The following is a 22,434-nucleotide window of genomic DNA, read 5'->3' as shown; positions in this document are numbered from 1 at the left end:
CGAGGGATTCTCCGGTCAGGGGCTGTTGAAGGAAAAGAAGATATACAGAGCCAGGTCGGCGGCGGGATCGAATGAAAAACCGTTATTAAAAAAACGGAAACTGATACCGGCTCCGAAGGGTATGGAACCGTAATTGTATCCGTAGGTTCCGATTAATTCGACGCTGCCGTAAAACTCATGACCTTCCGGACCTTCCAGAAGAAAATTGCTGATACCTTCCAGATTCACGGCGAAGGCCAGATTCCGGATATTGAAACCCAGAGGGAGTCCCCAGTCGAGTAGGGCAAGGGGAACCTGGAGTGAGGTGGAGTAATAGAGGGAAATATCCGATGGTGTGTAACCGGCGGTCCACCCCCGCGATTGAACGGCTGCTGATGAATAGCCGCCATTATGCCAGGCCGCTTTCCAGGCCGTTTTCCATCTTGTTCCCCTTTGCGATAAACTGAGAGACATGTTTCCCGATTCACTGATCAGCAGGGAAGTCCGGCCGGCTGAGAAAACCGGAAGCAGGACGGAAAAATCCAATTGATTGTGCAAACCCGTACCTCCGAAGAGAGCCGAACGGGCGTTATTGATTCTGAATACATCATAACTGATCCCCGTTCCGCCATAGAGAAAATTCTCACCATTGAGAGCGAATCCATCAATAAAGGAAAAGGGGGCAGCATCTGATGCGGAAAACAGGTGTTTTGTATAAACATAATGACTCATAACCTGTCTTCTTCCGGCAAATCCGGTTTCAAAAAAAGGATAGGATATCAGGAGGGTTTGCTCGGTTTTCTGGTTCCAGATAGATTCATCACTGGAAATATATTCTTTATAATCCTGGGCAATCCTGTAGTTCAGTGTGGCTCTTCCCATTTTTCTGTTGTAATCCAGAGACCCTGTCAGCTGTTTCGGTCCGGGCAGGAAGCCGAGGTTTAACAACCATTCTGTTGATTGGCTCACCGAACCGGCAAATACCGCTGCTCCTGCGCCCCAGATCATTCCTTCCGACCGGCTGTTTTCAACAAAAGGCCGGGGAAGCCAGAGATAGGGAAGAGCCAGATCGAGGTGTTTAGATTTTTCCGCAATGACGGCTGCAGGACTTTCGGAGAAGAGGATTTCCTTCCCGGCATCAAACTCCTCCAGGAGATTATCTCCGAATACGGGGACACCTTTCATAAGTGTGTATCCATTGGTTCTGTATGTCTGATAAAAAACCGTTCCATTTTTCACATAGGCATCCGCTACACCCACGGGATCTTTGAATATCAGGTGTATCGATTTGTTTACCCTGTCGTAAAGATAGAGCGCAAGCTCGCCGCTTCTGTCGGAAATGAATGTTATTTTGCCTTCATCGGTAAAACGGGGATGATACTCCATATACCTGTCCTGCCCCAGAAGAGGACGGGCTGAAGCCGGATCTGAAAGATCGAGAATCCAGATATCCTGATAACCCTTTTCGTTGAGAGTGAAAACCAGCTCTTCTCCCTTCTGTGAGAACTGAGGGTTCATTATATTCGTCCGTTCTTTTTCAAACAGGACTTTAACATGGCCGGAAATCCTGTCGACCGAAACAAGCCTTGAATAGGATCCATTTCTCTGAACGGCAATGATTTTATCACCGCTTGCCGATAGAGCGGGTTGAAAAAGAGATTCATTTTCAGTAAGCCGGTCGATTTTGCCGTTTTCAAAAAGATAGAGATCGGAAATGAGAGAATAGCCGTAACTGTGATACAGCTCATATTCCGGAGAAGCGAAAACAAGGCTCCGACCCTCATTGTCAGTAGAAAAAGAACTTCCCTCTATAAGGGGTGTTTCAACAAGAACTTCCTCTCTGCCATTTTCGTCCAAGAAAATGATAGCCGTAGGAGAGCTCTGTTCTCTTCTGTAGGCGACGGTTCCCCTGTTGATAGCCAGGGGGTGTATATAATCCCCCACTGAGTCCCCTGACTTCCCGATTGGCCATGAAAGGAATGCGGAAGCTTCCATAAAGGTAGAATTGTATTTCTCTTTTTCGGAGGCTTTCATATCTTCGAATATCGCTGTCAAGCTTTTACCTGTCTCTTTTTTTACCGCATAAAAGGGTCCGAAAAGGGGAAAGCGGGCATAACGGTTGTATATCCGGGATATGATATCATCCCCGAAGGTCTCTATCATGTACCTGGTCAGAATGTATCCTCCAGAATATATCCTGTTGTACGGCGGGAAATCAGAAGAATAGGCGAGCTGCTCAAGAGTGAAATATTTATCTTCCCATGCTGCAGCTTTTGTATAAGCCTGAAAGTAGAGATTGTTTCCTCTTCCTCCTCCCGTGTAGCGGCTTTCCAGATAAACGGCTATGCCTTCAACCATCCAGGCAGGCAGAAAAGCTCCGTTCGCTGACGCCAGATCTTTTCCGAAGACCCGGCTGAGACCGCCGAACATCCCTACCGGTTTCTCAAGCTGAACATAATGAACCATCTCATGGAGCAGCAATTCATAGAGCCACGATGAACTCCCGGTTGTATTTTCGCAGTTGAGAGGATAAGCGGGATAGAGGACGATAGAGCCGGGAAGGGGATAAAAATTGCCATTGGGCAGATCGACACGGCTGTTGAGGTAAATGGAAATATGGCCGGGGCGGTAATCGAAGAATTCAGTTACCAGAGTGTATATCTCTTCGCTGTAACCGGCCAGTTCGGAGGCTGTTTCCTCATCAAATTCTTCAAAGATAAAGGTATAGTGCTCTGTTGATATTCTATTCCAACCGGTAAAATCATGACTCCACAGTAAGGCTGGCAGAAATAGTGCAAAAAATGGTAATAATCTTCTCATGTTTTAGTAAATATCTACTTATAGATATATAAACTAACGGAAAATGTTGAAAACAATTTCAAATATATCAAAAAAGTAGTTCCTTTTTTCTCTTTTATCTTATAATATTGCAAATTATCGGTTATTTAAATAAAATTGGCAAAATGAGTGAAAAACGTGTAATAAAGAGTTACGTGCTTCGCGCAGGCCGGATGAGCACCGGTCAGAAAGCCGCATATGATAAGTTGAAGGATGTTCACTGCATTCCTTACGACGAAAAACCGATAGACTTTAAAAGGATCTTCCCCGACTTAGACGATTTTTTTCTTGAGATAGGATTCGGGATGGGAGATGTAACCCATGCCATTGCGGAAGAGAACCCTCAAAAAGGGTACATCGGAATAGAGGTCCATAAACCGGGTGTTGGAAAACTCCTGGCGGAAATAGAGAAAAAAGGTCTGAAAAACCTTAAAGCCATAGAGCATGATGCCGTTGAAGTTCTCAGAAATATGATCCCCGACGGCAGTCTCAGCGGGATACATGTGTTTTTTCCCGATCCATGGCACAAGAAGAAACACAATAAAAGGCGCTTGATTCAGCCTGAGCTCACGTCGCTTCTCGCCGCGAAGCTCAAGAGGGGAGGATACCTCTACGCTGTTTCCGATTGGGAGGATTACGCTGAGCAGATCCTCGATGTTTTTTCAGGGGAAAAGAGCCTGAAAAACAAATATGAGGGCTGGGCTGAACCTCAGGAATGGCGGTCCCAGACTAAATTCGAAAGAAAAGGTTTGAAGAAAGACCATCTCATAAGGGAGGTTTTCTTCGAAAAAATATAACTGAATACAGGAGCATTCCATGAAAAGCCGACTTGATATCAAGCATATGACTGAATACCTGAGTCTGATTGATAATAACAGCAAGATCCCTCTGGATCTTTATCAGAAATACAATGTCAAGCGCGGCCTGAGAAACAGCGACGGAACCGGTGTTCTGGTCGGACTGACGGAAATCGGCGATGTTCACGGTTATATCATGGAAGAAGGTGATAAGATTCCCGTTCCCGGGCGTCTGCGGTATCGAGGCTACAATGTCGAGGATCTGGTAAAGGGATTCCAGATTTGCGGACGCCATGGATACGAAGAAACAGCTTTTCTCCTGCTTTTCGGAAATATTCCCAAGCCCCAGGATCTGGAAGACTTCAATATCGATCTGGGGGCGAGAAGGCAGTTGCCCGACACTTTTGCCGAAGATATGATTCTGAAGGCTCCCAGCAGCAATATCATGAACAAGCTGGCAAGAAGCATTCTGGCTCTTTACAGTTTTGATGAAAAAGCTGAAGACAATTCCATACCCAATGTCTTAAGACAGAGTATGGAGCTTATTTCCCAGTTTCCCACTATCGTCGCTTATGCTTTTCAGGCCATGGAGCACTATTTCAACGGGAAAAGCCTCTATATTCACACACCCATTTCGAATCTCAGTACAGCTGAAAATTTTCTTCTCATGATAAGGCCCGATAAGAAATTCACCCCCCTTGAAGCTGAAGTGCTGGATCTGGCTCTTGTCCTCCATGCTGAACATGGAGGAGGTAACAACTCGGCTTTTTCTACCCATGTCGTCTCCTCTTCGGGAACGGATACATATTCGGCCATTGCCGCTGCAGTCGGATCCCTGAAAGGACCGCTTCATGGCGGGGCCGCTATCCGGGTTCGCGGGATGATGGAAGATCTGATGGAGCAGGTGAACGACTGGAGCGATGAATCGGAAGTCATTGCCTATCTGGAAGCCACTTTGAGAAAAGAAAAGTATGATAAAAAAGGTTTGATCTATGGTATGGGACACGCCGTATACACTTTATCCGATCCCAGAGCCGTTCTGTTGAAAAACAGAGCCGAGCTTCTTTCGAAAGAAGCGGGAAGGAGCAAAGAGTTCGATCTGTACTGTATGGTGGAAAGGCTCAGTCAGGATATTTTCGATAAATACAAAAAGAATGGTAAAAAAATATGCGCTAACGTCGACTTCTATTCCGGCTTTGTCTATTCCATGCTGGATATTCCCACAGAACTCTATACGCCGATTTTTGCTGTATCGAGGATTGCCGGATGGTGTGCTCACCGCATCGAAGAAATCGTCAGCGGCGGACGAATCATCAGACCTGCCTACAAGAACGTTACATCCAGTAAACAATACATTAAACTTTCCGAGAGATAATGTCTCTTCGAGCGTCAATCCCCATTAAACAGGTTCGATGAGAATAAAAAAGCCCGGCTTCAACCGGGCTTTTTTTATACATAGTGAATAATCTAATCTTCGACTTTAGACGCGTTGATTATATCCTGCGCAATTTTCCCGGATACGGGATCATAATGACTGAATTCCACTTCAAAAGCTCCTGTTCCCGATGTGATCGAGCGAAGATCGATTGAATATCTCATCAGTTCACCCTGGGGAACCTGCGCTTTAATAGCCGTAATGCTTCCACCGATGCTTTCCTGATCTGTGACTCTACCTCTTTTGGTTGAAAGGTCGGAAAGCACGTCTCCCATATACTGATCGTTGACAAAGACTGTCAGATTCATAATGGGTTCGAGAAGTGTGGGCTTGCATTTGTCAAATGCGGTTTTCAATGCGTTTTTTCCGGCGATTTTAAAAGCCATTTCAGAAGAGTCGACATCGTGCTCTTTACCATCGAAAACTGTGACGCCTACGTCTACCATGGGGTAGCCCGCAAGAAAACCCTCTTCCATAGCTTCGAGAAGTCCCTTTTCAATGCCGGGCAGGTAACCTTTGCTGATAGCGCCTCCCTTTATTTCATTCTCCATAACAAAATATTCTCCTCTTTCAAGAGGTCTTACTTTGATACAGACCCTTCCGTACTGACCATGACCGCCGGACTGCTTCTTGTGGGTATACTCAGCTTCAGCCGATTTGGTTATTGTCTCGCGGTAGGGGACTCTCGGTACTTTTCTGTTCACGTTGATCTTGTAGTTTTTCAGTACTTTATCGAGAATGATGGTTATGTGCTGTTCACCCATTCCGGAAATAACTGTTTCTTTCGTTTCTTCGTTGTAAACGATTTTAAATGTCAGATCTTCTTCCGCTACTTTGTGGAGAACCTGAGACAGTTTGTCTTCGTCTTTCTGGTTTTCCGCTGTTATCGCCAGATGATGCACAGGATTGGGGAGCATCAAGGGCTGAAAGTGGATTATATTATCAGACATGCAAAGCGTATCATTTGTCTGGAATGCATCTTTTTTCGTAATGATTCCGATATCTCCTGCGCAGATTTCCTGAACTTCCTTCAGCTCTTTACCTTTTGCAATAAAGAGTTTTCCGACTCTGTCTTTTTTATCTTCCCTGACATGGAAGATTTCCATATTCTGATTCAGGCATCCGGTTATGACTTTCACAAAAGACATTTTTCCCGAAAACTTATCAATGGATGTCTTGAAAATCATACCTGAGAATTCGGCTTTTTCATCGATCATTACCGCTTTTTCTCCGGTAACGCAGGGTTCTTCGACCCGGCCCGGTGCCGGAGCATCGTTAACGATAAAGTTGAGGAGCGGACGGATTCCCGAACTTTCCACGGCGCTTCCGCAGAACATAGGCGTGAATCTGTTATCAAAAAGACCTTCTCTCAACCCTTTAATGGCATCTTCGAGAGAAAGAGTTCCTTCATCAAAATATCTTTCAGTCAGCTCATCATCACCCTCAGCGGCCATTTCGATCATTTTCAGGTGGTATTCGTCGGCTATTTCTTTATATTCTTCAGGTATCTCTACAGCCTCTTCCTCTTTATTGCCCACACCGGGCTTCAGATAGGCTTTCATTGTCAGGAGATTAATAACTCCTTTGAAGTCCTCTCCCTGTCCCATAGGTATTGTTATAGGAATAGCGGTTCTACCGATATCTTCAATTTCTTTTACGACATTATAAAAATCCGCCCTTTCTTTTTCCATCTTATTGACGAAAACGATACGGGGCATATCTCTGTCATCGAGTCTTCTTCTCAGTTTTACTGTTTCAATCTGGATCCCCGAACGGGCTCCAATAAGTACAACGGCGGCTTCTGATACGCGGAAGGAGGAGACGACTTCCCCTACAAAGTCAGAAGATCCCGGCGTGTCAAAAAAATTGATCTTTGTATCCTTCCATTCGACACTGGCAAGCGCGGAATGGATTGAAATTTTTCTTTCGATCTCTTCATCTGTAAAATCGCTGACTGTGCGGCCCGAATCCACCGATTCTGCTTTGCTAATAGCACCGGTGTTATAGAGAATCTGTTCAAAGAAAGTCGTCTTTCCCGTTTCTCCATGGCCGCAGATCGCAATGTTTCGGATGTCTTTGGTGGTTTGTCCCATCCTGTAGTCCTCCCTCAAAAAATGATTTGGTAATCTTTAAACAATGTTAGACCCCTATTATTTATAGGTCAAACAAAAAAAAATGCTCAGACAGTTGACAGTGGATTGAACAATATTGTATTATCCGCAACTTTTGTTTTATTTATGGCTGGTAAAGGAGTTAGCTGAAACGAACTGTCGGGAGGGCAGTTATCAGAAAAAAAATGTATATTTCCTTCGCGATCAGGACCTGTCATAAAGACAGGGCCCGATCGATAAGGCGGGAAAGGGATCAGCCTTCTTTTGCCGCGAAGTGGGAGAACTCCATGGCAAAGGTTCCCCGGCCCTGCGTCTGGCTCCGCAAAGTCGTCGTGTAGCCGAACATTTTTACCAGGGGAGCCTGGGCGATCACCAGTTCAAAAGCCGGACGGGATTCGATGCTGCTCACCAGTCCGCCGCGCTGAGTCAGTGAACTGATGACATCTCCCACATATTCGGCGGGACACATGATATCCACATTCATAACCGGTTCCAGAAGAACGGGAGCGGCTTTGCGCAGCGCGTTGTCGAATCCGAGGGACGCTGCCGACTGATAAGCCAGTTCGCTGGCTGTCAGCTCGTTGAACCCGGCAGCCGTCAGTGTCACTCCGATATCGATTGTCTCATATCCCATAAGAGTTCCCGACGTCATGGAGGAGCGGATTCCTCTTTCGACCGCTTCCTGGAAATCAACCGGTAGAACGGTCTTTTTAACCTCGCTTGTGAATCTGTTGCCGCTTCCTCTCTCAAGAGGTTCGATTTTGAGAGTGATTTCGGCCGTATGCTCTTTACCGCCCAGAACCTTGCTGAACAGTTCTGTGTGAGTCACAGCCTGGGTAATCGATTCTCTGTAGGATACCTGGGGATTACCGATATTGGCCGCGACTTTGTATTCGTCTTTGATGCGCGTAACCAGTACGTCCAGGTGAAGTTCCCCCATTCCGGAAATAATCAGCTGACCCGTCTCTTCGTTTTCTTTGGCCGTAAAAGTGGGATCTTCCATTTTCAGATATTCGAGAGCGGACTTCAGTTTGTCCTGATCGCTGATGGTTTTCGGCTCTATGGCGACGGAAATAACCGGATCGGGAAAGTTCATCTTTTCGAGAATGATGGGATAGCCTTCAGAGCCGATGGTATCGCCTGTCTGGGCATTTTTCATCCCGATGACAACGGCAATGTCGCCTGCGTGAACGGAACTGATCTGTTCGTGATGGTTCGAATGCATTCTAAGAAGTCTGTTGACCCTTTCCCGCTTCTTTTTATCGATATTCATTACAGCCGTCCCTGATTTCAACTCGCCCGAATAAACGCGGACGAAACAGAGAGGGCCGGCTTCCTTGTCCTGCTGAATTTTAAAAATCAGACCGGCAAGGGGTCCGTTCTCATCCCTTTCCAGAAGCATATCCTCATCTTTTTTGCTGTGATGACAGCGTACGGGAGGAAGATCGTCGGGAGCCGGCAGAAAATTGATGACCGCATCGAGCACAGGCTGAACGCCTTTGTTCTTGAGTGATGAACCGGTAAATATCGGCACGATGGAGCGGTTTATCGTCTCCTGCCTGATGACTTTCTGAATCAGCTCCAGAGGAACATCTTCCCCTTCGAGAAACAATTCGGTCATCTCATCGGAATAAGCCGACAGGGCATCGATCATGGATTCCCGCCATTCATCGGCAAGCTCCTGTCTTTCCGGTGCAATATCACTGATAGTGAAGGTTTCTCCCTGATTGTCGGGATTCCATCTGATCTCTTTCATTAAAAGAAGATCTATGTTTCCTTCATAGTCGTTCTCTTTTCCGATCGGAAGTGCCAGAGGAACCGGAACGGCTCCCAGTTTTTCCCGAATTTCCTTGATCACTTCAAAGAAGTCGGCTCCGGTTCTGTCCATTTTATTTATATAAGCGATTCTGGGAACTTCGTATCGGTCTGCCTGGTGCCACACTGTTTCGGACTGAGGCTCGACTCCGCCGACAGCGCAGAAAACCGCAACAGCTCCGTCGAGGACTCGAAGAGACCTTTCTACTTCCGCTGTAAAATCCACATGGCCCGGAGTATCGATTATATTGATTTGATGGTCTTTCCAGTAACAGGTCGTGGCTGCGGAAACGATCGTAATGCCACGGTTCTGTTCCTGCTCCATCCAGTCCATGGTGGCGTTGCCGTTATCCACTTCTCCGATGCGGTGGCTTTTACCTGTATAGTAGAGGATTCGCTCGGTCGTTGTCGTCTTTCCCGCATCGATGTGAGCCATAATCCCTATATTTCTCATATTTTTCTGTGACATGTCGATTCTCCTGTAAATCAAGTGAGAATATAGCAAAAAAAGCGCACAGATTCAATGTCCGGTAAAGTTGAAGACTATAGGTTTTACATCAATACAATGTAAATAGTAATGATAATTATTAGCTTGATATGAAAAAATCAATACAATCACTGAAATTCTCTTGCAAAAATATCGATATTGATTAAAATGGCACATTATATGGTGTGCTGTTTATGAATATACACCATATATGGTATAGTCGAATTTTTAGGAGATTTAAATATGTCAGATTACAAGTGGATGCAGAAGTTGAGTGGAGAAATCTTTCAAAAAAAATATATGCTCAACAATGAAGAGGGTCCCGAAGAAGTATTTCGCAAAATAAGTACAGAGATCGCTTCCGCTGAACCGGAAGAGAAGAGAAAGCAGGTCGAAAAGGAGTTTTACTCTGTCCTTTCCGAAGGAAAGCTGATTCCCGCCGGCAGAATCCTGGCCAATGCCAGACCTGAGAGCGAGATGAAGAATTATAATAACTGTTTTACCATCGATATTGAAGACTCCATGGAGGGGATTTACGAGTCTCTCAAAGAGGATGCTCTTATTTCGAAAATGGGTGGTGGTGTCGGATTTGATATATCCGGTCTCCGCCCTAAAGGCGATGCTCTTTCCGGCGGCGGAGAATCTTCAGGTGTAATCTCGTTTCTGAAAATTTTCGATCAGTCCGCCAAAACAATCATGACCGGGGGACACAGGCGGTCGGCCCATATCGCTCTCCTCGATATCTCCCATCCCGACATTGAAGAATTTATTACAGTCAAACAGGGAGAACACAACGGCGAGCTCACCCAGTTTAACATCTCTGTAAAAATCACTGATAAATTCGTCAAAGCAGTTGAGAATAATGAGGACTGGAATCTCGAGTTCGACGGCAAAGTCTATAAAACGGTAAAAGCCGAGTATCTCTACAATCTTCTGGCGAAGAATGCCTACACACATAATGAGCCGGGCATTTTCAACAGTGACACCGTATCAAAGTACAACAACGGATACTGGGCCTTTAAAATGGACAGGGTCAATCCCTGCGGTGAGTTGGTTATGCCTCCTTATTCCCTCTGCTGCCTCTCTGCCATCAATCTTTCTAAATTTGTTAAAAAGCCTTTTACCGATGAAGCCGAGTTTGATTTCGAAGAATACAGAAAGGTTATTGCAACAGGAATCCGGTTTCTCGACAATGTTCTGAGTACGACTGATTATCCCCTTGATAAGATCAGGGATTTCTCCCTCCAGTGGAGAAGGGTCGGCCTCGGGTTTACCGGTCTCGGAGACTCCATGGCTATGCTTAAAATAACATACGGAGATGAAGAATCCGTACGTTTCGCCGGTGAGATTGCCAAAGCCCTTCGCGACGGCTCTTATGAAGCGTCTGTCGATCTGGCGATCGAAAAAGGGACTTTCCCCGCCTGTGATAAGAAGAAACTTGTGAAAGCCGAGTTTATCAAAACGCTTTCTCCGGAGCTTCAGAAAAAAATCGCCGAGCACGGAATGAGAAACATTCAGCTCAACACGGTAGCTCCCACCGGTACGACATCTCTTTCGGTAGGACAGAATTGTTCTTCGGGAATCGAACCTATCTTTGCTCTCCAGTATGACAGGACAGTCAGAACCGGTGTCGATGACAACACGATTTCAGAAACGGTTTACGATTATGCCTGGCTTCTTTATAAGGAAGCTTTCGGAGATGAGGCAAAAGCGCCTGAATATTTCACAACGACGATGAAAATCGATGCATACAAGGCCATTGATGTTCAGGCGGAAGTTCAGAAGTATATCGACCACAGTATTTCCAAAACCCTCAATCTCGCACCGGGAACCAGTTTTGAGGAATACAGAAATCTTTTTATGTACGCCTACAGGAAAGGGCTTAAGGGTTTTACGACTTTCAACCCCGAGGGAAGCATGAAGGGAATCCTCGAATACAGCGAAAAAGCGGCAAAAGAGACAATCAATCGCAATATCGCGCCGACCAGACCGAAAGATCTTCCCGGAGATATTCATCAGATTCGCGTCAAAGGCAAAAAATATATTGTAATCGTCGGTAAATACAACGGAAGCCTCTATGAGATCTTTGTTATCGACGATCCCGAAGATATTCTCGATCTGTCCAAATTCCCCACAGGTGTAATCAGAAAAGCCGGAAAAGGCCGCTATGACCTTATAATGGAGAATGGACCTATTGAGACAACTCTCAAGAACTTCACTAAAACATTTGATTCTCCCACGGCATCTCTGGCCCGGTTTATCTCCATGTCGCTCCGTCATGGAACGCCGCTTCAGTTCGTGATCGATCAGCTCAGCAAAGATACAAACTTCGCCGATTGCGAGAGAAGCATATCCCGGGTTCTGAAAAAATACCTAATTGACGGTGAGGAAGTGGTTACGGGAGATAAGCACTGCGATGAATGCGGCGGCAAGCTGGTATTCCGGGACGGATGTGTCGTATGCCAGGAATGCGGATGGAGCAAATGTTCCTGATCTGTTGTATAATTCGGTAACAGAATAATAGAGGTTCAAAATGGAAGAGACGATTTTCGACAAAATCATAAACAAAGAGATTCCCGCCGATGTGGTGTACGAGGATGACAATATTCTCGCTTTCAGAGATATAAACCCTCAGGCTCCCGTCCACGTACTGGTTATTCCCAAGCAAAAGGTAGCCAGCTTCAACGATCTTAAAGACAGGCCGGCGGAAGAAACGGGTATTTTTCTGCAGGGCGTTTCCAGAGTGGCTGTGGAACTCGGACTGGCCGGCGATGGTTATCGAATCGTTATGAACTGCGGTTCAAACGGGCAGCAGACAGTGGAATACCTTCATGCCCATATCCTCGGAGAAAGGCAGATGAACTGGCCTCCGGGCTGATATGAATAGAGTTTTATTATCAGCCTGGCTTCTATCCTTTTTTAGCAGAGCCCTCATCGGAGAGCCGGTGCTGACTGATTTAGTCAATCAGTACCGGGATTCGCGGGGGCTTTCTGTTCTTGTGCCGGAAGAAGCTCTTGAAAAAACGGCGGAACTCTATTGTGAAGAGTTGGTCGAGACCGGCATCCTGAGCCATGAGGACGGGAACGGTGATCGGGTTTTCAACCGTTACAGAAAAACCGGAGGAACGGCCAATAAAGCGGGAGAGATTCTCGGAACATCACCCGATCCGGACAGTCTGTTTCAGGCATGGCTTGACAGTTCATCCCATGAACGGATTCTTTCCAGCCCCGATTGGCTGCGCATCGGTTCGTCTCTAAAAAAAAAGGGGGATCAGTACGTGGCTGTGGTCCTTTTTTCCGATTCCCTGATCGAGGCAATGGAAATATCCCCTGCCGATTCAGGCATCAACCTTGTTCTAAAGATAATTCCGGGACATAAGGCGAGAATACGGGGAATAGAAGGTGAGGGAATCGATGAAATTTCCCTCGCCGTTCCGGAAGAAGAACTGCCTCTGCTATTGGTTCTGGAGGGTTACAGGGCGGAAAAGTGGGTCGCCCACGACTTTGTATACCAGAGTGATAATTTTTAGGTGAAAGTATTGACCATAAATTTATCTCATGATATATTCAGCATCGTTGCAAGGGCGATTAGCTCAGTTGGGAGAGCGCCTGCCTTACAAGCAGGATGTCGGGGGTTCAAGTCCCTCATCGCCCATATCGATGATCACCTGTTTTTGTCACTGGGAATGTGGCGCTAAAAACAGGCCTGTTATCAAGTCCCTATGGAGAGCAGGGACTATAAAGATCAAGCTTTCCACGCAAGGGCGATTAGCTCAGTTGGGAGAGCGCCTGCCTTACAAGCAGGATGTCGGGGGTTCAAGTCCCTCATCGCCCATAAAGATACGAGGCATAGCTTAAAAGCTATGTCTTTTTTTTTGCCCTTGAGGGACTTGATCGGAAATGAGCGCCGACCGACTAGGGAGGAAAAGGCGCCACGACGGCGCCGACAGCGAATGGACGCGGCCCGGGAATGAGCCGACAGGATGTCGGTGAATGGAGGGAAGTCCCTCATCGCCCATAAAGATACGAGGCATAGCTTAAAAGCTATGTCTTTTTTTTGCCCTTGAGGGACTTGATCGGAAATGAGCGCCGACCGAATATATCCCTTTTAATATAAGAACCGTATCAAACAGAAGATACAATCCTGTTCCTTCCTTCCGATTTTGCCCGGTATAGACAATTGTCCGCTCTGGCTACAAGAGAATCCATAGTCTCCTGTTTGTCTCTGTAAACCAGACCTCCGCTAATGGTTTGTTTGTTCTCTCCCATAACAGAAGAGAAATCAATCTCTCCGACTTTTATTCTGATTCTATCGCCAATGATTTTTGCATCAGCCTTGTTCTCCAGTATCAGGAACAGGGCAAACTCCTCCCCCCCGATCCTTACAGCGATATCGCCGACTCTCAGATTTTCAGATATCACATTTGTCGTTTGTCTCAGGACTTCATCGCCTACGGGATGTCCGAACTGATCATTGACCTTTTTAAAATGATCCAGGTCAAAAATAAGCAAAGCAATTTCTTCAACTAGGCCGCGGTCATGATGGGCGCAGATCCTCGGCATGGCTTCGTTCATATAGGCTCTATTGTAAAAACCGGTCAGACTGTCTTTAATCGATTGCTCATAGTATTTCTGTTTTTCCTGATCGAGCTGCTGCTGCATGATTTCTCTCTCCAGAGCGATGCTGAGAGGATGGGACAGCTGAATCAGAGTCGTTTCCGTTTCCTTGTCTATTTCGATTTCCCGGGAGAGATCGACAAGAGCAAAACCGATAAGGTTCCCGGTCTCACTGTTTTTGAGAGGTAGAGCTAGTCTGTGCAAATCTTCAAAAAAAAGACGGACTTCCTCGTTGCCATCTTCAAAATAAGAAGAGCAGACCTGAATGAGCCAGGATTCCGAAGGAAGATTGATATGTTGATATCGCGATGATTCGGTGAGATATTTCCAGTTCCTGTCCTCCTCCTTGTAGAGAAAGGAAATCGTCTCCGCCGGTATAATGCTCACTATGTGCTTCAGAAGCTGTCTGATAACCGTATCGAAGTTTCTGACAGAAATGAGCGTTTCCAGGAAATTATTGAGAAACCTGTTGAGCCTGGAGAGTTTATCAATGTTGGTATCGCTTAAAGACATGAGAAACAGACCGCAATCAAAGTTTTTCATACTCTCGACTAAAAAGGGTATCAGCTCTTTTCCTATGATGGATCCGTGTTGAGGCATAATCCAGTTAAGCCTGAGCTTGCCGATCTTTTCCATTGAAAAAGCCAGAATTTCTCTTGAAGGCATATAGTGCTCATGAAATGGTCTCATCTGCTCGAGATAGGATTCATCTTTTGCGAAAAGTGAGAACTCTTCGGTAAAAGCCCCGAAGAGATCGCTTGTGAATAGAGTCCCGCTGTTATGATCCAGAGTACAGAAGGCACCGGGAAAGTGGAGGTACGGTGTAAAAACGAAGGACAGATCCAGATCCTCTTCTTTGAGAGTCCATTCCATTTTTTCCACACATTGAAAGGGCATTTTCAGATCCATGTGCTTAAGAAGGGATATGGCGCGCCAGTGACTGAGAATCACGGCATCGGATCTGACGACTTTTTCATCAATGATATTGAGTGCTCCCGCAACATCGGGGTCCTGGTGGTGAACGATAAAGTAGCGGATATTGTCAAAAGGTATCACTTTCTCGATTTTTTTAAGAGTTTCCTCAATCGTGAGTTTCGATCCCGGATCAATGAGAACGGAATTCCGGCCGGATTTTATAAGATATGTGTGACACTGAAAGATATCATCCTTCAGATACCGGCCGACCCACCAGATATTGTCCGTAATGTTGACGGGAGAATTCAGGTCATATTCTTTTTGATCCTTCATATTATTGAATTATGAGTGATCGACCGGAATTTTACCTGATTTTTTTTATGTGAGGCTCTGCAATGAATCGGGATGGAGTTTCCGGTAGAAATCTTCAGGCACAAGAAAGCTTATCGATTCCGGCAGTATATTGAATTTAAGACTGTATACACCGTTAACAGCGTTTTCCACCTGTTTCAAATCTCCATCTAGATGAAAATGAAAAGGCCTTTTTGAACTGATCTCACTGCTTTTCACTTCGAAGTTTTCGATTATCGGTTTGCCTTTCTGGGCAAATCTGTCATTTATGCGGTTGTGCTGTCCCGTCCAGAAATATCTGAGATTCTTCAGGAGAGTTCTCCGTCTCATTTTCTGGTATATATAGATGTTCATGGATCCGTTGTTACAGACCACGTGAGGGCAAATCTTGAACAGAGCGGCAAAGTAGGGACGGTTTCCGATTTCAATGATCATGGGGTTGTATTCTTTTTCAAAGTGTTCGAACTTAATTTCCGCATTGACCCTGGTTCCCTGAAAAATGTAGCGGCCGTAGTGCATTTCCAGATTATAGGGAGTCGTCTCGCCATGATAATCATCAAAGGCTGTTCTAAGAATGGCTGATAGATAATTTCCCAGTCCCGGTTTGATTCTTCCTTTCTGTTTGCCCACTTTTATTTTTTCGCTGTCCCTCAGCTTCAGTACTTTCGCATCGAAACCGAGTCCAGCCAGCTGGGTATATTCAATTTTATCATCGTATTCGACTTGTATAAGGTCGACATCAATGGAATACCCCTTTTCCATACTGTTTATATAAGTTTTCAGTTGTTTAAATATGCTTGAGGGGACTTCGTAGGAGTCCTGGATGCCGTTTCCCGATCCACCTCTGAGAAATCCTATGGATCTTACGCTTTTATCTTCCGGATGTTGTATTCTCAGCTCTGTCAACCGGTTGATAGCCGAATGGGCCGTGCCGTCGCCGCCCCAGATCAGCAGGTAGGGAGATTTACTGAAGTAGTACTCATCTATCGATTCGAGGAAATGATTGTAATCTTTCGATTCAATTACTTGAAAAATAGAGTATTTCTTGACAATCTTTTTAAGGATGTTAACGTATTGAGGGAATCTGGTAGGGTTTATAACCAGATAGCATGTTGTCGTTTCTTTTAGAGTCATAGTTTAATGTATCACAAATAAAATAAGCCGACCATACAAGCCGGCTTTTCGGATCAGGCAGATCTCTTTAATCATAAAGTTTCAACACCTGGTCTCACTTTATATAAAGGTGTCAGACACCTACCTTTTGTCCATCAGGATTCTCCGCAATGACCGCGGAGATTAAAGTTTTAGGTGGAATCATCAATCAAGACCTCCCTTATTCTTTATGTTATAAATATAGTTCCGGAAGTGGAGTTAGACAACTAAAAAACCGAATTAAGGAAAACTTTTCTCTCCATTGTCACAGTGTGATTCTTAGGGTATCTTAAAGAAAAAACATAGGATATCCAATGAAAAACAGAATCCTCTTTACCGGCGGGGGAACAGGTGGCCACGTCTATCCGGCTCTGGCGGTTATTGAGAGAATGAATAAAGAAAACTGGGATATTGCCTGGATCGGTTCCACTGAGGGAATGGAAAGGGGAATTCTCGAAAAAACGGACATTCCCTACTACGGAATACCAAGCGGAAAGCTGAGACGGTATGTCTCTCTGAAGAATTTTACTGATCTTTTCCGCATAGCCGCAGGATTTTTCCGATCTTTCTATCTTCTGAGAAAACTGAAACCTCAGATCCTTTTTTCCAAGGGAGGTTTTGTATCCGTCCCACCGGTCATGGCGGCTTATTTTCTCAGGATCCCGGTCTTCACCCATGATTCCGATATAGCTCCGGGGCTGGCTACAAGAATTAATGCCCGGTTCGCTCACAGAATTCTCCTGTCCTCCGAAGAGTCGGGAAAGTTTTTCCCCCTGCGATTGAGAGATAAAATCATTGTAACGGGAAATCCCGTCAGAAAGTCTCTTTTTTCCGGAGACAGGGATACCGCGCGTACAATGACAGGCGCGCCAGAAGGCAAACCTGTCATTCTTGTCATGGGCGGAAGTCTCGGGGCAGAGCAGATAAACAGGCTTATTTTTGACAATATCGACAGGCTTACGGAAAAGTATTTTATCATTCATCAAACGGGTGAGAAAAACTTCCGGGCTTTGGAAAAAGAAAACTATTACGGCGTACCTTTTTTCAATGAGGAGCTGGCGCACATTTTCGCTTTGAGCGATCTTGTCGTCAGCCGCGCCGGTGCCGGCGCCTTATGGGAGTTCGCAGCTGCGGGATTGCCTTCGCTTCTCATCCCCCTCGAATCCGGGTCCCGGGGAGAGCAGGTCCGCAATGCCGAAGTGTTCGTCGAAAAAGAATGCTCCCTTATGCTGAGGGGAAAGATTGACGGGGAAACTTTTCTGGATACTATAGCGAATATAGTGGATAATGAAAAAAAACTGGCGGGGATGAAAGCCGCAGCGGCAGAAGCTGGTAAAAGCGACGGCGCAGCATTGATCTCCCGAATAATCGAAGAGGTGATCTGATGGATTTTACAACAATTGATATCATTTTTATGATAATTGCCGGAGTTATGGCAGTCAGGGGGTTATTCAAAGGTCTTATAAAAGAACTTTTTTCCTTTGGAGCCCTATTGGTCGGTCTTATCGCCGCTATGGCTTTTTACGGCAAGGTCGCCATGTTTTTTACCGATCAGTTCGGCGATCATACCTGGAACCGGGGTCTGGCTTTTTTTATCGTTTTCATACTGATTTTTATCGCTTTGAAATTTGTGGAGCACATCATCCTCAAAATGATGGAGGAAACAGCTGCCTTCAGTGTCGACAAGGGGCTCGGTCTTCTCCTCGGACTGCTCGAGGGGATCATTATCTGCTCTCTTCTCACTTATTTTCTCGATACGCAGACTCTTTTCAACACAGATAAACTGTTGGGCGGGAGCTTTTTCGTGCCATTTCTCGCAAAAATCTTTCCCTTTCTCGAGTCGACCGGTTCGGCTCTGATGGGTAATTTCCGAAAATAGAGGTGTTCTGATATATGTTTGAAAACCTGCTGGAACAGCCGGCAGTTATCTCCAGATTGACTCATGATCTTCAGACGGGCAGCCTGCCGTCTTCGATTCTTTTTCACGGTCCCGATTATTCGGGGAAAATGACTGCTGCCCTGGAACTGGCCAGAGCTCTCACCTGCCATTCCGAAGGCGCGCCCTGGAACTGCAGCTGCCATTCCTGCAACAGTCACCGTCTTTTAGAGCATCCCTTTATAATTATGACAGGCGGCCGTTATTTCTATGAGGAAATCGCCGCTTCGGCTCAACCGCTCGCCAACCGGGAAGATCAGGTCTTCCGCTTTATGTTTGTTCGAAATGTCAGGAAGCTTCTGAGGCGTTTCGATAATGTTTTATGGGAAGGCGATACATCAAAACTTAAAAAAAATCAGCCGCAGCTGACGTCTGTAACGGATAAGATTGAGTTGTTTCTTCCTGATAGAGATCTTCCTTCTGAAAAAAAACGGGAGAAACTGTTAAAGGATATTCTGGCGGACTGCAAGAAACTGGCAGCCGCAGTACCGGCATCCACGCCTATCAATCATATAAGGAAAATTTCAGCCTGGGCCCATAGGGCGGGAGAACGCAAAGTCGTCATCCTGGAAAATGCCGATTATATGCAGGAAGGAGCGCGGAATGCACTTTTGAAAATCCTTGAGGAGCCGCCGGCCAATCTGCATTTTATTTTGCTGACCACGAGGATCGGGGCTATTCTTCCCACTATAAAATCACGGGTTCGGGCTTATGGCTTTTCCGGCAGAACTGAAGAGCAGAGCAAATTGGTTATCAAGCGGATATTCCGGGTCGATGAGAATCCTTATCATTCTCTCCGGGAATTTTTCCTGTCCCATCACGACATCGATTACAGCGAACTGAAAAAACTGGCGGAGCTTTTTATCAAGTCTTCGCGGGAGAAGAATACAGCTTTCCGGGATGTGGTTCCGGGCAAATTTGAAAGGGAGATGTTTATCCCTTTTCTTGAGGAATTGACTCTGGCGCTCAATCGTTTCATGAAAGATGCCCAGGGCAATGGTGTCAATACTGCTGTTTTGACAAGGATTGCCAGGTGGAACAGCAAGATCCGGGAATATGCCGGTAATTTTGAAATCCTCAACCAGAGCCACGAGCTTCTGCTTGAAAGCCTTTATTACGAGATGAAGAGGTAAAACCTTGAGAAAACTGACGGAAAGAGCTATTAAAGCTCTTCCAAGACAGAACGGCGAACAGATCAGAGCCATAGTCAATGAACTGGTGGAAGGCAATCAGGTTCTTGAGACAGTTCTTTCTTCACTGCCGTCGGGAATACTTGTTGCCGATATCAATAATGATCTCCAGTTCGTCAACACTCAGGCCCGGCGCTTTTTAAAGCTGAGCGGGAATGATTTTATGGAACGGAAAATCTGGGAGGCCATACACGATAATGACATCTCGGAGTTTATAGAAAAGACCCTTCTTTCCCAGGATCGCGTTGAAGGCGAAGACTTTAATATACAAATGGGCGATAAAGTCCGCATCCTCTCTTTCAGCATTCTTCCCCTTGTTGATCGGGGGACGATCAAAGGCAGTTTCATAACAATTGACGATGTGACGGAGAAACGGGCAGCCGCTCTGCGGCTCCGCCGGGCTGAAAGCCTGGCATCGCTTACCACAATGGCCGCAGGGGTGGCTCACGAAATTAAAAACCCGCTCGGTTCCATGAGCATTCATATACAGCTTATGGAGAAATGTCTCAATTCCGGTAAGGATGTCTGTAAGGATGATCTGCAGGATTACCTCAATGTCGTGAGCGAAGAAGTTGAACGGTTAAACCAGATAGTCGTCAATTATCTTTTTGCCGTTCGTCCCATGGAAACCGACACTAAGTGCAGCTGCATCAATTCTCTTATCAGCGAGCTGATGGAGTTTATCCATTTTGAGCTTGAGGAGAACTCCATCGAAGTCGAGGTGGCTCTTGACGAGAACCTGCCGGAACTCAAACTTGATGAAAAGCTGATCAAACAGGCTTTCCTCAATATCATAAAGAATTCCCAGGCGGCTATGGGCGAAGAAGGGGGAAGGTTGAAAATTTCCTCCTATCGCGTTCAGGATACGGTGGCTGTCACGATATCAGACACGGGACCCGGTATCCCGGAAGATATCAAAAACAAAATATTCGAGCCCTATTTTACCACGAAGGTTTCCGGATCCGGGCTGGGACTGACCCTTGTTTACAAAATCATGAAAGAGCACAATGCGGAAATCCGTCTCGACTCGGTATTGGGAAGAGGCACTGATTTTACTTTTATATTCCCCATTCCCCAGCATGAACAGAAAATGATCGAATGGGACGGAGAGACTAGTGACATTTAATATTCTGGTTGTAGATGATGAAATGAATATCAGGGTCGGCCTTGGCAAATCCCTGGAAATGGATGGCTATTCGATTTTTCTGGCAGAAGACGGCAACGAAGCCATGAAGGTTATGCTCAAGGCCGACATCGACCTGGTCATTTCCGACTTGCGGATGCCGGGCATGTCGGGAGAGGAGCTTCTGAAAAAGATCAGCAGTTCTTATCCTACTGTTCCTGTCATAATCCTGACGGGTCATGGTACCGTGGAAAATGCCGTAAACGCCATGAGGGACGGCGCTTACGACTTCATGACCAAGCCGGTCAATCTGGATAGACTGTCGCTTCTTGTAAAAAGGGCTCTTTCCTCAAGGGAGCTGGTTCTGCAGCACCGCGCTCTGAAAGAGGAAGTTGAAAAACTCGAGCGCAAGAGAAATTACTCCAACATAATCGGCAAGAGCGCCCAGATGCAGCGTATTTCCGAATTGCTCGCCCAGGTCGCTCCGTCGAAAGCTTCCGTTCTGATAACCGGCGAAAGCGGCGTCGGCAAAGAACTGGTTGCCGATGCTCTGCATCAGTTATCCGGACGTTCCGATCATCCATTTATAAAGGTCCATTGTGCGGCCCTATCCGAATCTCTTCTGGAAAGCGAACTATTCGGCCACGAAAAAGGGGCCTTTACCGGAGCCGTGGGTATGAAGAAAGGCCGTTTCGAGCTGGCCGACAAAGGAACGATTTTTCTCGATGAAATCGGGGAAATCAATCAGTCTGTGCAGATAAAAATACTCAGGGTGCTTCAGGAAAAGGCTTTCGAGAGAGTGGGGGGAGAGCGGACTATTGATACAGATGTCCGGATCGTCGCCGCGACAAACCGGGATCTGAAAAAGGAAATCGAAAAGGGAAATTTCCGGGAAGACCTTTTTTACCGGCTCAATGTCGTCAATATCCACATTCCACCTCTACGTGAGAGGAAGGAAGACATTCAGCTTCTTACTGCCTCTTTCCTCAACGAGTTTTCCGAGGAAAACGGGAAATCCATCGAAGGAATCGATCCCAAAGCCGCCATGGCCTTGTATAATTACACCTGGCCGGGAAATGTGAGAGAGCTGAGAAATTGCATCGAGAGCGCCGTCGTTCTCTGCAAGAAGCACATTATCTCCCTAGAGGATCTTCCTCCCGCTCTGGCTGACGATCCCGAGGGAAATTATATGAAGATCCAGATGGGTGTCAGCCTGGCAGAAGCGGAGAAAATAATCATCCGCAATACGCTGAATCAGGAAAAGGGAAACAAAAGCCGCGCCGCCGAGATTCTCGGAATAGGACGGAAAACTCTGCACCGGAAAATTCATGATTACGGACTGGAAGAGGAATTCCTCCGGCATTGATGCACCTAATGATATTCTATCAATGAAAAACCATTAATAATGGGGGGGCGGATCGTCGGCGCGGAATTGCTCTTTGCTGTCGATCCGTTCTTCGAGTTGGGACAGCTTGTCCTGAAGGCTTTTGATTTCTCTCTGCATCCGGCTGTTTTCTTTATTCTGATCAATTATAACGCTATTGAGATTCTCTATGAAATCTTCCAGATAGGAGAGCTTTATCTGAAGATCGTATATATCCTGTTCTGACATACATTGAGTATAGGATGAGATCGGGGGGCGGGTAAAGCCGGTTCGGGATGTATCTGCGAACAGAATCAGGAAGTTC

General features: G+C 46.1%; 16 protein-coding genes and 2 tRNA genes. 12 read left to right on the top strand and 6 right to left on the bottom strand.

Going from position 1 to position 22,434, the window contains the following annotated elements; genetic code table 11:
• Positions 1 to 15: 15 nt before the first annotated feature.
• Positions 16 to 2,799 (bottom strand): collagenase, encoded by a 2,784-nt coding sequence (locus HNR50_RS04190; protein ID WP_184744145.1) that lies wholly within the window; start codon positions 2,797 to 2,799, stop codon positions 16 to 18.
• 143 nt (positions 2,800 to 2,942) lie between these two features.
• On the opposite strand from HNR50_RS04190, the gene trmB reads away from it, so the two are divergent.
• Positions 2,943 to 3,614 (top strand): tRNA (guanosine(46)-N7)-methyltransferase TrmB, encoded by a 672-nt coding sequence (trmB, locus tag HNR50_RS04185; protein ID WP_184744143.1) that lies wholly within the window; start codon positions 2,943 to 2,945, stop codon positions 3,612 to 3,614.
• A 19-nt stretch (positions 3,615 to 3,633) separates the two neighbouring features.
• Positions 3,634 to 4,989 (top strand): citrate/2-methylcitrate synthase, encoded by a 1,356-nt coding sequence (locus tag HNR50_RS04180; RefSeq protein WP_184744141.1) that lies wholly within the window; start codon positions 3,634 to 3,636, stop codon positions 4,987 to 4,989.
• Between the two features lie 92 nt (positions 4,990 to 5,081).
• Here HNR50_RS04180 and fusA (HNR50_RS04175) read toward each other — a convergent pair whose 3' ends face one another.
• Together fusA (HNR50_RS04175) and fusA (HNR50_RS04170) are read right to left on the bottom strand one after the other, a co-directional pair.
• The gene (fusA, locus tag HNR50_RS04175; protein ID WP_184744139.1) at positions 5,082 to 7,142 is read right to left on the bottom strand and encodes an elongation factor G; all 2,061 of its coding nucleotides are present in this window, start codon (positions 7,140 to 7,142) and stop codon (positions 5,082 to 5,084) included.
• Positions 7,143 to 7,413: 271 nt separating this feature from the next.
• Positions 7,414 to 9,444, bottom strand: a complete 2,031-nt coding sequence (gene fusA / locus HNR50_RS04170) for an elongation factor G (protein WP_184744136.1) — start codon at positions 9,442 to 9,444, stop codon at positions 7,414 to 7,416.
• A gap of 261 nt (positions 9,445 to 9,705) precedes the next feature.
• Between fusA (HNR50_RS04170) and HNR50_RS04165 the strand changes: the two genes are divergently transcribed.
• From HNR50_RS04165 to HNR50_RS04145, 5 genes are all read left to right on the top strand, one after another.
• Positions 9,706 to 11,955, top strand: a complete 2,250-nt coding sequence (locus HNR50_RS04165) for an adenosylcobalamin-dependent ribonucleoside-diphosphate reductase (protein ID WP_184744133.1) — start codon at positions 9,706 to 9,708, stop codon at positions 11,953 to 11,955.
• A gap of 40 nt (positions 11,956 to 11,995) precedes the next feature.
• Positions 11,996 to 12,340, top strand: coding sequence for a histidine triad nucleotide-binding protein (locus tag HNR50_RS04160; protein WP_184744130.1), 345 nt, complete (start codon positions 11,996 to 11,998; stop codon positions 12,338 to 12,340).
• A gap of 67 nt (positions 12,341 to 12,407) precedes the next feature.
• On the top strand, positions 12,408 to 12,992 hold the full coding sequence (locus HNR50_RS04155) for a CAP domain-containing protein (protein ID WP_184744127.1): 585 nt from the start codon (positions 12,408 to 12,410) through the stop codon (positions 12,990 to 12,992).
• Between the two features lie 52 nt (positions 12,993 to 13,044).
• Positions 13,045 to 13,117 (top strand) — tRNA-Val (locus tag HNR50_RS04150).
• 107 nt (positions 13,118 to 13,224) lie between these two features.
• Positions 13,225 to 13,297: transfer RNA gene (locus HNR50_RS04145), tRNA-Val, on the top strand.
• Between the two features lie 290 nt (positions 13,298 to 13,587).
• On the opposite strand, the gene HNR50_RS04140 is transcribed toward HNR50_RS04145, so the two are convergent.
• On the bottom strand, positions 13,588 to 15,327 hold the full coding sequence (locus tag HNR50_RS04140; RefSeq protein WP_184744124.1) for an oxygen-binding di-iron domain-containing protein: 1,740 nt from the start codon (positions 15,325 to 15,327) through the stop codon (positions 13,588 to 13,590).
• A 45-nt stretch (positions 15,328 to 15,372) separates the two neighbouring features.
• Complete coding sequence (locus HNR50_RS04135) at positions 15,373 to 16,479, bottom strand: diacylglycerol/lipid kinase family protein (RefSeq protein WP_184744120.1); 1,107 nt, start codon at positions 16,477 to 16,479, stop codon at positions 15,373 to 15,375.
• A gap of 332 nt (positions 16,480 to 16,811) precedes the next feature.
• Between HNR50_RS04135 and murG the strand changes: the two genes are divergently transcribed.
• Genes murG through HNR50_RS04110 form a run of 5 tightly spaced genes read left to right on the top strand, consistent with a single transcriptional unit; the run spans position 16,812 to position 22,112 of the window.
• Positions 16,812 to 17,882 (top strand): undecaprenyldiphospho-muramoylpentapeptide beta-N-acetylglucosaminyltransferase, encoded by a 1,071-nt coding sequence (gene murG, locus HNR50_RS04130; RefSeq protein ID WP_184744117.1) that lies wholly within the window; start codon positions 16,812 to 16,814, stop codon positions 17,880 to 17,882.
• Positions 17,882 to 18,376, top strand: coding sequence for a CvpA family protein (locus HNR50_RS04125; RefSeq protein WP_184744114.1), 495 nt, complete (start codon positions 17,882 to 17,884; stop codon positions 18,374 to 18,376). The genes murG and HNR50_RS04125 overlap by 1 nt, the downstream gene beginning before the upstream one ends.
• 14 nt (positions 18,377 to 18,390) lie before the next feature.
• Positions 18,391 to 19,566 carry a hypothetical protein gene (locus HNR50_RS04120; protein ID WP_184744110.1) on the top strand — a complete coding sequence of 392 codons (1,176 nt, stop codon included), beginning with the start codon at positions 18,391 to 18,393 and terminating at the stop codon, positions 19,564 to 19,566.
• A 4-nt stretch (positions 19,567 to 19,570) separates the two neighbouring features.
• Positions 19,571 to 20,749 (top strand): two-component system sensor histidine kinase NtrB, encoded by a 1,179-nt coding sequence (locus HNR50_RS04115; protein WP_184744107.1) that lies wholly within the window; start codon positions 19,571 to 19,573, stop codon positions 20,747 to 20,749.
• Positions 20,739 to 22,112, top strand: coding sequence for a sigma 54-interacting transcriptional regulator (locus HNR50_RS04110; RefSeq protein ID WP_184744105.1), 1,374 nt, complete (start codon positions 20,739 to 20,741; stop codon positions 22,110 to 22,112). Before HNR50_RS04115 ends, HNR50_RS04110 begins: the two co-directional genes overlap by 11 nt.
• Before the next feature lie 33 nt (positions 22,113 to 22,145).
• On the opposite strand, the gene HNR50_RS04105 is transcribed toward HNR50_RS04110, so the two are convergent.
• Positions 22,146 to 22,358 (bottom strand): SlyX family protein, encoded by a 213-nt coding sequence (locus HNR50_RS04105; protein WP_184744102.1) that lies wholly within the window; start codon positions 22,356 to 22,358, stop codon positions 22,146 to 22,148.
• Positions 22,359 to 22,434: the final 76 nt, after the last annotated feature.

The sequence above is a fragment of the Spirochaeta isovalerica genome, assembly GCF_014207565.1.
GTDB lineage: Bacteria > Spirochaetota > Spirochaetia > DSM-2461 > DSM-2461 > Spirochaeta_F > Spirochaeta_F isovalerica.
Note: the sequence above shows the minus strand (reverse complement) of the source record. Positions and strands in the feature narration are given on the sequence as shown.

Bases quoted from the DNA above. Each gene is read 5' to 3' on its own strand.
- murG (WP_184744117.1), top strand. From the start codon at position 16,812: ATGAAAAACAGAATCCTCTTTACCGGCGGGGGAACAGGTGGCCACGTC.
- fusA (WP_184744136.1), bottom strand. From the start codon at position 9,444: ATGTCACAGAAAAATATGAGAAATATAGGGATTATGGCTCACATCGAT.
- HNR50_RS04190 (WP_184744145.1), bottom strand. From the start codon at position 2,799: ATGAGAAGATTATTACCATTTTTTGCACTATTTCTGCCAGCCTTACTG.
- HNR50_RS04125 (WP_184744114.1), top strand. From the start codon at position 17,882: ATGGATTTTACAACAATTGATATCATTTTTATGATAATTGCCGGAGTT.
- HNR50_RS04180 (WP_184744141.1), top strand. From the start codon at position 3,634: ATGAAAAGCCGACTTGATATCAAGCATATGACTGAATACCTGAGTCTG.
- HNR50_RS04160 (WP_184744130.1), top strand. From the start codon at position 11,996: ATGGAAGAGACGATTTTCGACAAAATCATAAACAAAGAGATTCCCGCC.
- HNR50_RS04165 (WP_184744133.1), top strand. From the start codon at position 9,706: ATGTCAGATTACAAGTGGATGCAGAAGTTGAGTGGAGAAATCTTTCAA.
- fusA (WP_184744139.1), bottom strand. From the start codon at position 7,142: ATGGGACAAACCACCAAAGACATCCGAAACATTGCGATCTGCGGCCAT.
- HNR50_RS04120 (WP_184744110.1), top strand. From the start codon at position 18,391: ATGTTTGAAAACCTGCTGGAACAGCCGGCAGTTATCTCCAGATTGACT.
- HNR50_RS04105 (WP_184744102.1), bottom strand. From the start codon at position 22,358: ATGTCAGAACAGGATATATACGATCTTCAGATAAAGCTCTCCTATCTG.
- trmB (WP_184744143.1), top strand. From the start codon at position 2,943: ATGAGTGAAAAACGTGTAATAAAGAGTTACGTGCTTCGCGCAGGCCGG.
- HNR50_RS04140 (WP_184744124.1), bottom strand. From the start codon at position 15,327: ATGAAGGATCAAAAAGAATATGACCTGAATTCTCCCGTCAACATTACG.
- HNR50_RS04135 (WP_184744120.1), bottom strand. From the start codon at position 16,479: ATGACTCTAAAAGAAACGACAACATGCTATCTGGTTATAAACCCTACC.